This is a genomic window from Roseivirga sp., assembly GCF_049099775.1.
In the GTDB taxonomy this organism is placed as follows: domain Bacteria; phylum Bacteroidota; class Bacteroidia; order Cytophagales; family Cyclobacteriaceae; genus Roseivirga.
The window spans coordinates 882,404-894,745 of the sequence record NZ_JAGDZM010000004.1 but is presented as its reverse complement, the minus strand read 5'-3'; the positions used below and the strand labels follow the sequence as shown (position 1 = coordinate 894,745).

Here is a 12,342-nt window from a genome sequence, read left to right as displayed (position 1 = left end):
TTGGTGGCTTTAATTAATGCTTCAACAAAAACAATGTTCTACCCAGGAGGTTGAGAGAAAGAATTCATTATATCGTTCCAATAGTTTAAAATGAGATGATATATTTAGCCTTTAATCTCACGTTATGTTTGGACTGTTTAAAAAGAAACCAAAAGAAAAGCCACTTCCTAAACTCATCGATTTGAACAATAATCCAATCGTAGAGGGTGCCATTGTTAAATCGCTTCGGTACGAGTTAGGTGAATGTACAGTTGAACTAGACGGTATGGAGTATTTCTATGTTTCGAAAAATACTGGTGAGCGTGTAAGTTACACTAGAATGGTAGATGCGATTACGGAAAATCAGAAGGTTGTGTTGGTTATGGAAGCCGACAAATGATTTTTTAACAAAAAATAATATGCTCATATGAGCTTTTTTTGAAACTCAGCGTTAAAGACTGAAAAGCGATATGATGGTCAAAAGATTTACACTTCTATTCAGTTTATTATTCGTTTTCAGTTGTTCGGCTGAAGCGCAATTGCTCAAAAAAGCGAAAGGCTTACTTGGTGGTAAGGGTTTTTCAAAAGAAGAGGCTGCTAATGCGCTTAAAGAAGCTTTTATTCAGGGAACGGGTAAGGGGGTAGATGTTCTTTCTCAGGCAAATGGATATTTGGGAAATCCAGAAGTGAAGATTCCTATTCCAGAAGATGCCAAAAACGTTGAGAAGAAGCTCAGAGCTTTAGGGTTAGGGAATGAGGTGGATAAAGCTATCGAATCACTTAATCGTGCTGCCGAAGATGCGGCAGTGGAGGCTAAAGATATTTTTATAGATGCCATCAAGGCCATTACGATTACGGATGCTATTAATATTGTAAAGGGAAATAAAGATGCTGGTACTCGTATTCTAGAATCTAAAACTACCAATGATTTAACTGCCAAATTCAGTCCTATCATAGAGGCATCTTTATCCAAGGTTAACGCCACTAAATATTGGTCTGATGTAATGGATAAATACAATAAAATTCCTTTTGTAAAGAAAGTAGAGACTGATTTAACGGCTTATGTGACCCAGCAGGCTATTGACGGTTTGTTTGTGATGATTGCTAAAGAGGAACTTAATATAAGACAGAACCCAGCTGCTAGGACGACAGACTTATTGCAAAAGGTCTTTAAGTGATTTAACCTTTCTTAGGTTTTGTTAAAGCCGGAAGTCGACTGAAAGGCCTAGCAAGGAGATTCCTCCCTCACCAACACCTTCTCCACTCGTAATTACGTTTACCTCGTAGCCAAAGCCGATTAGAATGTTGAAATTTATCTTATCATTCTTAGTAGCCCAATCATACCCTATTGCTAAAGTTGGTTGAAAAACTGTAATATCAGTATTTCCCATTCTTGAGGGTGAATTGTCTTGCCAATCTATGTCTAAAAACCAGGTGCTCGCCCTTCCTTCAATGAAAAAATTAGACCATTTGTGATTGAAATATTGCCGATAAGCAACAGCTAAACCAGGTCCGCCACCTTCTTCAAGGTCGTGCTTACCAAAATCCTTTCGCCTTGCAAAATTATACCCGAGTTTACCAATTAACCTTCCGCGTTCTCCTGATAACCAACTGGCCTTTAGGTTTACCATATTACCAGCTGGGTAAACCTGAGTTTCTAAACCTATGGCGTCTAGCCGACTTTGAGGTTTATCATTTTGGGCAAATGCAGAGCATGTGATCAACGTTAAAAAAAGAAGGAGAAGGTTTTTCAAGTTTATTGAAGAAAAGTAAAGTTATAATTGGCAATAAAATTCCATATCACGACTATTCCTATGGCTATTAATTTGGCCCAATAAAAGTTCATATTTCTTTTATTGATCAATAGGTAAATGATAAGCGTATTAATTCCCAAGCCAATTAGTGCAAAGCTCAGGTACTTAGAATACTGAACGAGTTCATCGGGACTTTTATCGCCAAAAGTCCAGAATTTGTTAAAAAAGAAATTGGAGGTAGCTGCAAGTAAAAACCCAATACCGTTCGCTAAGTATTTATTAATCTTGATTTTTTCTTTACCCAAATAGGTGGCGCCGTAGTCTATGGCCATTCCAGAAAAGCCTACAATACAGAATCTGAAAAATTTAAAACCTATTTCTAGCATTAATTCATTTGCCTCGGTTGAGCGTAATGCAAATATGCAGAACAATTTTCATTTCTTTAAAAACCTTATTTTTGTGCTGAGTTTGTAAATCCACTTTAGAACCATGACATCACGGTTGTCTATTACTGACAGTAATAAGTTATTCTATAAATTTCTTGGCATTTGGTTCATTATTGGGCTTATCCAAAATTACTTTACTGAAGTAAATGGAGAAGAGGCCTATTATTGGTTGTTTTCTCAATTCTTAGATTTGGGTTATTTAGATCATCCACCAATGGTAGGCGTGGTATCTGCGCCAGGCTACTGGCTTATACCAAATGGATTAGGGCTAAGAATGGGGATGCTTTTGGTGAATATTTGTACCATGTATGTGATTTGGAAAACAACCGAAAAGCATGATACAAAGCTTCTTATATGGATATTCTTGGCATTGCTATCAGTACATGTGGGAGCATATATGGTTAAGACCGATGTTCCTCTCATTTTAGGAGTTGCCCTCTTTTATTATTTCTACAAACAATACCTGAAAGACGATAACCTGAAAACGGTATTCTTTCTTGCACTTTCTATTGTGCTGATATTGATGAGTAAGCATCATGGAATTTTAGTCGTGTTTTTCACTGTTCTTTCAAACGTTAAGCTGCTGGCTAAAAAGACCTTTTGGTATACCGTTGGCTTTACGGTGCTATTTATGTTGCCACATACTTACTGGCAATACATGAATGATTTTGCTACTATCAAGTTTCATTTATACAACAGAATCGATATGGGATTCAGTTGGGAAAACATAGCTTATTATATAGGCGTTCAACCTTTAGTTTTCGGTCCGCTAATAGGTTTTTCTCTGCTTGCTGCTAGCTATGCTAACAAGAAAAGGTCTGATTTTAATAGAGCATTGAAGTTTACGATTGTTGGCGTATTAATTTTCTTTTTGGTATCCACATTCAAAGTTGACTTTCATAAACATTGGACAAGCGTTTTGTCTGTTCCATTTATGCTGTTAGGCCATGAGTATATCAGTAAGCATCAGAATTGGAGAAAAGTATTGATCAAGCTGGCTATTGTATCAGTTGTTATCGTAGTTCCTGCAAGGATTTATTTAATGCATGATTTCTTTCCTAAAAAATGGACTGAGGGATGGGACGTACTGCATGGTTGGGATACTTGGGCTGATGAGATTGAAGAGTTGAGCGGAGGCTTGCCGATCATGTTTAATAATCACTATGAAAGATCTTCACGATATGCTTATTTGACAAAAGATATTGTCCATTGTTACAACACATTCGACTATCGGGAAACACATCATGATTTACTGCCTTTAGAAGAAAACCTTCAAGGAAAGACCGTTTTCCAGATTAACCGTTTTAGAGATACCACGCGATATGATGACTATTTCACAGCAATTGGAAAGGGTATTCATTATCGGGTTGTAGAGAATTTTAGAAGCTATAGAAAAGTTTCAATTGCCATAGCGCAGTCACAAAAGCACTACGAGCTAAAAGCAGGGGATAAAGTACCGCTTACGCTGAACTTGGAGAACAAATATGACCGAGCAGTGGATTTTGCCAATAGCGGTAATCGAGCTGTTTATTTAAATGTACATTATTTGAAAGGCCTTACACCTGTAGGGGTAGAAAGGCTTACTATTTTGAATGGTAAAATAGCTGAAGGTGAAGAAAAGTCGATGGATGTGGTTTTAGAAATCCCTGAATTATCTGGTGATTTTGAAATTCGATTTTCAATCCAAGTAGGGGAGATTGAACCTCCAATAAATAGTAAAAAGTATAAAGTTATAATTGACTAAAACCGATCGCGATTTGAGTTGATAGGTTTTCCTTGTTTATCGAAACGTTTACTTAATTGATATTCCGTAAAACCGATGGCTACGGCCATACCTACTGTCATGGCCACAGCTGTAATGATAACGGCAGTTTCACCACCTATTACGAATGCAACAAAAATCTCTATGCAAACTGTGAACAATGAGGTCCACATAATTAAGTTTCCCGCATAATCATTTGCAAAATCCCATGCTTCCTGGCTGCGCATGGAACGCTTGGTTCTATATCCAGTTAATCCATTTGGTTCATCCGGCCTTACAAACTTGGCCAGTAAGGCCACGAGCAATGAAGAAACTATAAGAATGCTATGGACCATTATAGACTCTGAATCTGACATTATTTATAGGTTTTAGGTGTTGTCTTGTTTCTTTTTGAGCCTTCCTGACTCCTTCAAGGCTTTGTTAATGAGCCATTCCATTTGGCCATTGGTACTACGAAATTCATCTGCTGCCCATTTCTCGACAGCAGATAAAAGTTCTGGATCTAGCCTTAATACAAATGGTTTTTTCTTAGGCATGTCTTAATGTTTCTCTTTGCCAAGTACTAGGAAAGCACCTTGGGTCATACTTGTTATCACTCGCCAGCCTTGAGCAGACAAAGCGTTAAGTCGTTTTTCAAATTTTGCTGTACTTTCAAACCCACCTTTAGCTATTAGTTTGTATTCCATGTTCTAGTGATTTAGTGTGCCAGCGTTTACCACCGGTGATGCTGATTTATCAGAGCAAAGTACAACCATTAAGTTACTGACCATTGCCGCCTTCTTCTCCTCATCCAAATCTACAATACTCTTTGTATTTAATTCTTCTAAAGCGGTTTCAACCATGCCTACCGCACCTTCCACTATTTTGAATCTAGCAGCCACTATGGCAGTGGCTTGCTGTCTTTGAAGCATAGCACTAGCAATCTCTTCAGCATAGGCCAAATATCCAATTCTAGCCTCAATTACCTTAATACCTGCAATAGAAAGTCTTTCCGTTAACTCTTCCTCTAAATCATGATTTACTTCTTCCATCCCTGATCTTAGAGTGATTTCGGAGTCATCCTCAAAGTTGTCATAAGCAAAAGTATTGGCTAGTTTTCTTACAGCGGCATCGGATTGCACGCGAACAAAATGCTCATAATCATTAACATCAAATACGGCTTTAAAAGTATCTTCTACTTGCCAAACAAGGATTACGCTAATCATAATAGGGTTTCCTAGCTTGTCATTCACTTTAACACGTTCACTATCAAAATTGTGAGCCCTTAATGATACCTTCTTTTTAACATAGAACGGATTGACCCAATAAAAGCCGTTTTCTTTAACCGAGCCACGATATTCACCAAAGAATATCATTACCCTAGAACGGTTTGGTTGGATAACGAAAAATCCTGGTAGTAAAATAAAGAAGAGTAGAAAGAGAAAGCCAAATTCACCTCGATGTGTCAATGCTAAGCCAACAATGGCTCCAAGAAAAATTAGGAGGACAAAAGCTAACATTCCAAAGCCTGATCTTGGTGTAAAAGTCGATTCGTGTTTCGTCATAAGTCGTAAATTTAATGTGATATTAAATTGATATCAATAAGTAATCAATTATACGGAGGTAAATCAAAAAAGGTTTGGTCTTTTTTCAGATTCATATTGAATTTGTAATGGTATCCTTAATTTCAAATATGATTGACGGCATTACCAGACCAACCCTTTTACTCGACGTAAAGAAAATGGAGTCCAACATTGATAATATGTTGGCAAAGGCCAAGCAGACTGAAACGTTGCTTGTTCCTCATTTTAAAACCCATCAGTCAACTGAAATTGGAGACTTATTTAAGTCTAAGGGCATAAACGCCATCACTGTTTCTTCCATTGCGATGGCAGAATATTTCGTAGATGCTGGGTGGAAGGATATTACTGTTGCTTTCCCTTTTAATCAATTGGAAATTCAATCTGTCAATAAATTCCTTGATCAAGGAGTGAGCTTAAAGCTGCTAATTACAGATTTGGAAAGTGTAGCTTTTCTGTCAGATCATTTGACCAGTAGCCTCGATGTTTTTATTGAAATAGATGCTGGATACGGAAGGTCTGGAGTGCCTGCGAAAGAGAATGAATTAATAAGCGAAATTGCTTTAAACGTAAGCAATTCAAAGCATCTCAATCTTTATGGATTGTATTGCCATCCTGGGGATACTTATCACGCTGAAAGTACAGTTGAGATTGAAAGAATATGGTCAGATGCCATTACAAAATTGACTTCTTTAAAAGGTGATTTGAATTCCATATCAAATTACCTCAAGATCCGAATAGGAGATACTCCCGGATGTTCTATTGTTAAAGATATGACAGGTGTTGATGAAATAGGCCCAGGTAATTTTGTCTTTTTTGATTTAGTAATGAATCATTTGAACGTTTGTGAAGAAGATGAAATAGCTGTGGCTGTAGCATGTCCTTTGGTAGCTAAATATCCTGAAAGGAATGAAATCTTAATTCATGGTGGTGCTGTCCATTTTTCAAAAGATCATTTATTCGATAATTCGCAGCAAAAGTTTTTCGGTGAACTAGTGATACTTCAACCTGATGGTTGGTCTTCCATTATTGAAGGTGCAAAACTTACCTCAATATCTCAAGAGCATGGAATTCTTAAGGTAACCAATGAATTGATGGACGTCCTCAACATTGGAGATATTGTGGGAATCTTGCCAATTCATTCTTGCTTAACCGCCAACCTGATGGGTTCTTATTTAACACTTGAGGGTAATAAAATAGCTCATATGTAGCGCATTCAAACAATATTTTGCCCTTTCATTGGTATAATTGAGTGCTCCGAAAATCTATTTCTCTAAGACCAAGATTTTTTTCAAGTAAGACTGCAACATTTGGTTCCTTTCTGGAATCTACTCTATAGTTAATAGTTTTTTACGACGGCTTACCGATGGCAGGCGATTGTTTACCGATATCGGTGTCATCAGGATGTCTCAAAGAGATAGCTTTGTATTAATTAAGGTCAAAACTCAACAACATGATTAAAAATTACCTCAAAATTGCGTTCAGAAACCTGTTCCGCAATAAATTCTATTCCCTCTTAAATATTAGTGGATTGGCAATTGGCGTAGCTTGTTGCCTGATGATTATGCTATTCGTTTCCGATGAACTCGGTTACGATACGTACTATGACAATTCTGAAAACACTTACCGACTGACAATGGCAGGCGGTTTAAATGGTTCAGTTTTCGATTTGGCAGTAGTTGGTCCATCTGTTGGAAAAGCAATGTTACAAGATTACCCTGAAGTAATCGATTTTGCTCGATTTAGACAGAATGGATCTCCATTTATCCGTTTTGGTGACAATGTATTCAAAGAAGAAAATTTCATTTGGGCTGATCATTCGGCGCTCGATATTTTTGGAATTGAACTAGTGCTAGGCGACCCAGAGACTGCGCTGGTACAACCAAAATCTCTTGTTATGAGTGAAACTGCAGCGGCTAAATATTTTGGCAAAGCTGACCCACTCGGTCAACAAATTGAATTTCGCGGCAGTAAAGATTACAAAGTTACAGGCGTTTACAAGGACATTCCTGCTAACACTCATTTCGAGTTTGATGTGATGGGTTCTATGGAAACTTTAGACGAATCGAAGCAACCGATTTGGTTGAGCATGAATTTCCAAACCTATATAGTACTGACTGAAGGAGCAGATGTTCAGAAAATGGCTTCTCTATTTCCAGCAATGTTAGAAAAGTATATTGGCCCTGAGGTTAAGCGCTTTTTGAATATGGATTGGGAGGATATGGAAAGCAATGGAAACAACCTGGCTTTCGGTATGCAACCAGTTAAAGATATTCACCTCACATCCGACTTACAGGGTGAATTAGATGCCAATGGAGATATTAAATACGTTTACATTTTCTCGGCAATTGGATTCTTTATTTTATTAATCGCGTGTATCAACTTTATGAATCTTTCGACCGCAAGGTCTGCGCACCGTGCAAAAGAAGTGGGTGTAAGGAAAGTACTAGGTTCTGTTAAGGCTCAGTTGATCTATCAGTTCCTAGCCGAATCAATTCTAATCAGTTTTATCTCTTTTGTTTTAGCTATCGGTTTAGCGTATTTGGCTTTGCCGTTTTTCAACCAATTAGCAGATAAGGAATTGACGATTCCATTCCAAGATCCAATGTTCTTTGGTCTTATGCTGGCAGGTGTCACCATTGTTGGTTTATTAGCCGGTTCTTATCCAGCATTTTTCTTATCGTCTTTTCAGCCGGTTAAAGTACTTAAAGGTGCATTGAGTGGAGGAATGAAAAGTGGTGCTTTAAGAAATGTTTTGGTAGTCATTCAGTTCTGTGCATCTATAATTTTAGTGATTGGTACTTTGGTCATACTCAATCAATTAGAATTTATCCAAAACAAGAACCTCGGCTTTGATAGAGATCAGGTTATTATAATCAATGATGCTTATTTAGCTGGATCGAATACTTCAGCTTTGAAAACCGAAATGGAATCTTTTTCTGAGGTGAAATCGGCTTCTTTAAGTGGTTTCCTACCTACACCTTCTAATAATAATATGAATGTGTTTTTGAAAGGTGTTGTGCCAAAGGATGATAATCAGGTGTTATCGAGCAATTGGACAATTGATTATGAATATTTAGAGACTATGGGTATGGAAATAGTTCAGGGGCGTAATTTCTCCCGTGAATTTCCAACGGATTCTTTAGGCATTATTATGAATGAAGCCGCTCTTAAAGAGTTTGGATTTGACGAACCGTTAGGAGAAACTATAGGGACTTTTGCTGATTTAGAAGGAAACATACAAGGATATAAAGTTGTAGGTATAGTGAAGGATTTTCACTTCCAGACTTTAAAGGATAAAATTGGTCCGCTTATTCTACAGCTGGGAAATAATACAGGCTTATTAAACTTGAAGGTCAATACGACAGACTACGCTAGTTTATTGAATAAAATGGAAGATAGTTGGGCGAAATTTGCTCCTAACCAACCATTCGAGACTTCTTTTCTAGATGCTCGATTTGAAAGAATGTATGAAGACGAGCAACGATTAGGAAAGATATTTGGGGTTTTTGCAAGTCTGGCCATTATCATCGCTTGTTTAGGCTTATTTGGCTTAGCAGCTTATACTGCTGAGAATAGGATTAAAGAAGTTGGTATTAGAAAGGTGCTTGGCGCCAATGTTGGCCAATTGGTTTATCTACTTTCTAAAGACATGGGCAAACTAGTAATTATAGCATTTATTATTGGTGCCCCACTAGCATGGTATTTCTCATATAACTGGCTTCAAGGTTTTGTATACAGAGCCTCTATTGGGTGGACAATTTTTGCTGTGACTGCACTAGGCTCATTATTCATTGCAGTAGCAACTATGAGTTATCAATCACTCAAGGCAGCGGTGAGTAATCCAGTAAAATCATTGAGAACTGAGTAAATCAGTCAATTAAAAGGCGACTTTCAATAAAGTCGCCTTTTTTTATGGCCATGGTATAAGAAATTTGGGTCAAAATGGTTAGAATAGTGTTTTTTAACCAATAGATGAAAATCGTCACTAAGCTACCCGTTCTTATATGGACTTTTGTGTCATTGCTTGTATACAGTAGTGTCCTTGTGTCGCCCAGCATATTTAAGTATTCAGGGGTTATTTCTTTTGGTATACCTATTATTCTCGCACTGAATTTTATAATTCTAATTCTCAGTATCATATTCAAATCTAAACTGGGTTTTGCTGCCTTAGTGCTTGTTTTAATAGGTTGGCCATTTGTACAAGTCGGGATTTCTATTAGTCGAAAGAGCGACCAAAAAACTGAGGGCATACGGGTTTTGAATTACAATGTAAAGTGGTTTTCAAATGCCAGAAAAGACAATTATTCTGATGTTGTTGAGTGGATCAATAAAGTAGAAGCCGATATAATTGCATTTCAAGAATTCTATCCAAATAAAGGAATCGCCAAAAGAATATCGGATTATGGAGGTTATAATATCTCTATGGACAAAGGAAAATCAACCAACGCGATTTTCTCCAAATACCCCATTATCAATGATGGACTCTTGCTCCAAAAAGATAAGCTGAATAATATCAGGTTCGTTGATTTGATAGTCGAGAATGATACCATTCGAGTTTATGGCGTCCACCTCCAATCAATGGGGATTAATCCCGATAAAATTCAAGATTCTGAAGGGATTAAAAATGAGTATGATGACATCAGATCAAGGTTTGTTTTTTCGAGTTCATCCAGAACTAAACAAATTGAAATCTTACTTGATCATGCCAAGAAATGCGATTATCCCAAAATGGTGATTGGGGATTTTAATGACGTGCCTTTTAGCTATAATTACTTTCAGTTTAAAGATCTTTTTTCGAATGCTTTCGAAGAAAAGGGTAGAGGAATTGGCGCAACATTCAATAACAAGATTCCTTACTTGAGGATTGATAACCAGTTTTTTACAAAGGAATTTTCAATAAAATCATTTGAAACAGTAGGGGACATTTATTATTCAGATCATTTTCCCCTAATAGGTATTTATGAGTTAAGTAACTAAATTGTATGTCTGAAAAGAGTTTTTATGAGTTTCACGAAAAGTAAACTAAAAAGGTCTAATTCTGATAGAGTTGTCGCCGGCGTTTGTGGAGGCTTGGCTGAATGGCTCGGTTGGGACATTACCCTTTTTAGGTTTATTTATGTTTTGCTCTCAATTTTTAGTGCCGGTCTGCCTGGTCTTGTAGTGTATTTTATATTCTGGGCTGTGTTGAAGAAAGATTAACTGAACCAAATTATATCACCATGAAGCGTATTTTACCCGCAGTGCTCTTATGTATGGCATTGGCAGCTATTCCATCCTGTAATGTCAAGTATTTTGAGAATGCAGAGATCGGAGATATTATTTTTGATCCCTCCTTAGCCATTCCCGTTGGTGAAATAACCTATACCGTGAGTGAGCTCTTTGAAGAACTCAATGATGCTGGGGCGGTAATTTCGCCGAACGAAGAGAATATAATTCAACTGAATTACGCTGAAACTCTTCAATCACAAAGCGCTTCAACGTTCTTAAATATTCGAAATCAAACTTTCGGTGGTTCTTTAGCATCTGGAATAAACCTTTCAAACCCACCTGTTACAACAACACTGAATGTTTCCGAATTATTTGAATTCGATTTATCCCAAACATCAAATGAAACGTACGATAGTATATTTTTCAGTAATGGAGAATTTGAATTCGAGGTCTCTTCCACTTTTGGGGCTGATATTGACTTTACAGCAACCTTTATTTCTTTAGTCGAGAATGATGCTCCATTGGTAGTTTCAGGTACTTTACCAGCTGGGGGCTCCGATTTTACCCAGACCGAGTCATTGGTCGACTATAAAGGACTTTTCAATTTAGATGATCAAGGAAATCCTGCCTCGAACAAGTTTTTGGTCAGAATTGAATATGCAATAACTGTAACACCAGCCACTACAGTAACATCTGGTCAAAGAATCAATTTTGATATTGGTGTGAATAACACCTCTTTCGACAGGGTTTATGGAAATGTTGGTAATCAATCACTAGCCGTAAACTTTCAAGTTGTGAACTTCGATTTCTTTAGAAATTTTGAAGCAGGAAATATCGGTTTTGCAGATCCAAAGATCAGATTCATTTTTGATAATAGTTTTGGGTTTCCTCTTGGAATTGATTTTCAAGAAGTTTCAGCTATTGGTTCTGAAGGAGAGATTCTTCCTTTAGAAGGAGATGTTGTTGATAACCTTCAGATAATAAATGGCCCAACCGTAGCACAAGAAGGTCAGCTGATAAGAAGTGAAATTGAGCTTAACAGAGAGAATTCGAATATCGATGTTTTGCTTTCATCGCAGCCTGCTAAAGTAATTATAGAAGTAGACGCAGGAGCTAATCCTTCCACGATTGCCCCAGTTTACAATTTTGTAAATGATGCCAGTATTCTGGATATCAGCGTCGAGGTTGAAATACCTTTAGACATTAATATCAATCAGCTAATTGCCGAGGAAGTATTGGACTTTAATAACGGAGAAGATTTAGATGAGGCAAAAAGGATACTTTTTAGAATCAATGCTGAAAATGAATTGCCATTAGGAGGTTTAGTAGAACTTCAGTTCTTAGATGCTCAGAATAATGTAATCTTTACAATCGACGAACGTGCGGCTTTCGCTGGTGCGCCTGTCGGTGCAGATGGCAGAACAACTGAAGCAGCACTTTCTACTACAGATATTCAACTAGAAGAGACAGATATTCGAGCGCTTGAAAATGCAACAAGTATCAACGTAGTGGCAACGCTTACAACTACTGACGCCAACTCTAATGTGGCCGTCAAATTTTTTGAAGACTATGAGTTAAAGTTTAAGCTTTCGGCTCAGGCAGATGTTGAAATTAACGCAGGAGGTAACTAA

Annotated in this window: 14 protein-coding genes; 8 read left to right on the top strand and 6 right to left on the bottom strand. The window is 37.4% G+C overall.

The window, feature by feature from the left end; all coding sequences use genetic code 11:
* The first annotated feature begins 124 nt into the window (after positions 1 to 124).
* Both JXQ92_RS08540 and JXQ92_RS08535 read left to right on the top strand, forming a co-directional pair.
* Positions 125 to 379, top strand: coding sequence for a hypothetical protein (locus JXQ92_RS08540; RefSeq protein ID WP_421986181.1), 255 nt, complete (start codon positions 125 to 127; stop codon positions 377 to 379).
* Positions 380 to 449: 70 nt separating this feature from the next.
* Positions 450 to 1,157, top strand: coding sequence for a DUF4197 domain-containing protein (locus tag JXQ92_RS08535; RefSeq protein WP_421986180.1), 708 nt, complete (start codon positions 450 to 452; stop codon positions 1,155 to 1,157).
* Positions 1,158 to 1,178: 21 nt separating this feature from the next.
* Here the strand turns inward: JXQ92_RS08535 and JXQ92_RS08530 are convergent, their stop codons facing one another.
* A complete protein-coding gene (locus JXQ92_RS08530; RefSeq protein WP_421986179.1) occupies positions 1,179 to 1,733 on the bottom strand; it encodes a hypothetical protein in 555 nt (184 codons plus the stop codon).
* A gap of 2 nt (positions 1,734 to 1,735) precedes the next feature.
* Positions 1,736 to 2,119 carry a GtrA family protein gene (locus tag JXQ92_RS08525; RefSeq protein ID WP_421986178.1) on the bottom strand — a complete coding sequence of 128 codons (384 nt, stop codon included), beginning with the start codon at positions 2,117 to 2,119 and terminating at the stop codon, positions 1,736 to 1,738.
* Between the two features lie 103 nt (positions 2,120 to 2,222).
* Here JXQ92_RS08525 and JXQ92_RS08520 point away from each other — a divergent pair, with 103 nt between their 5' ends.
* Positions 2,223 to 3,923, top strand: a complete 1,701-nt coding sequence (locus tag JXQ92_RS08520; protein ID WP_421986177.1) for an ArnT family glycosyltransferase — start codon at positions 2,223 to 2,225, stop codon at positions 3,921 to 3,923.
* On the opposite strand, the gene JXQ92_RS08515 is transcribed toward JXQ92_RS08520, so the two are convergent.
* From JXQ92_RS08515 to JXQ92_RS08500, 4 genes are read right to left on the bottom strand one after another with little or no spacing between them, the layout of a single operon-like run.
* Positions 3,920 to 4,297, bottom strand: coding sequence for an SdpI family protein (locus JXQ92_RS08515; protein WP_421986176.1), 378 nt, complete (start codon positions 4,295 to 4,297; stop codon positions 3,920 to 3,922). The genes JXQ92_RS08520 and JXQ92_RS08515 overlap by 4 nt on opposite strands.
* A gap of 12 nt (positions 4,298 to 4,309) precedes the next feature.
* The gene (locus tag JXQ92_RS08510) at positions 4,310 to 4,477 is read right to left on the bottom strand and encodes an Arc family DNA binding domain-containing protein (protein ID WP_421986175.1); all 168 of its coding nucleotides are present in this window, start codon (positions 4,475 to 4,477) and stop codon (positions 4,310 to 4,312) included.
* A 3-nt stretch (positions 4,478 to 4,480) separates the two neighbouring features.
* Positions 4,481 to 4,627 carry a hypothetical protein gene (locus JXQ92_RS08505; RefSeq protein ID WP_421986174.1) on the bottom strand — a complete coding sequence of 49 codons (147 nt, stop codon included), beginning with the start codon at positions 4,625 to 4,627 and terminating at the stop codon, positions 4,481 to 4,483.
* Between the two features lie 3 nt (positions 4,628 to 4,630).
* Positions 4,631 to 5,440 carry an SPFH domain-containing protein gene (locus JXQ92_RS08500; protein WP_421986420.1) on the bottom strand — a complete coding sequence of 270 codons (810 nt, stop codon included), beginning with the start codon at positions 5,438 to 5,440 and terminating at the stop codon, positions 4,631 to 4,633.
* Positions 5,441 to 5,613: 173 nt separating this feature from the next.
* On the opposite strand from JXQ92_RS08500, the gene JXQ92_RS08495 reads away from it, so the two are divergent.
* The 5 genes from JXQ92_RS08495 to JXQ92_RS08475 all read left to right on the top strand — a co-directional run bounded on the left by JXQ92_RS08495 (position 5,614) and on the right by JXQ92_RS08475 (position 12,342).
* Complete coding sequence (locus JXQ92_RS08495; RefSeq protein ID WP_421986173.1) at positions 5,614 to 6,711, top strand: alanine racemase; 1,098 nt, start codon at positions 5,614 to 5,616, stop codon at positions 6,709 to 6,711.
* Positions 6,712 to 6,953: 242 nt separating this feature from the next.
* Entirely contained in the window at positions 6,954 to 9,371 is a 2,418-nt protein-coding gene (locus JXQ92_RS08490) for an ABC transporter permease (RefSeq protein WP_421986172.1), read from the top strand.
* Between the two features lie 104 nt (positions 9,372 to 9,475).
* Positions 9,476 to 10,480: an endonuclease/exonuclease/phosphatase family protein gene (locus JXQ92_RS08485; RefSeq protein ID WP_421986171.1), complete on the top strand. Its 1,005-nt coding sequence runs from the start codon at positions 9,476 to 9,478 to the stop codon at positions 10,478 to 10,480.
* A gap of 24 nt (positions 10,481 to 10,504) precedes the next feature.
* Positions 10,505 to 10,702 carry a PspC domain-containing protein gene (locus JXQ92_RS08480; protein ID WP_421986170.1) on the top strand — a complete coding sequence of 66 codons (198 nt, stop codon included), beginning with the start codon at positions 10,505 to 10,507 and terminating at the stop codon, positions 10,700 to 10,702.
* 20 nt (positions 10,703 to 10,722) lie between these two features.
* A complete protein-coding gene (locus JXQ92_RS08475) occupies positions 10,723 to 12,342 on the top strand; it encodes a hypothetical protein (RefSeq protein ID WP_421986169.1) in 1,620 nt (539 codons plus the stop codon).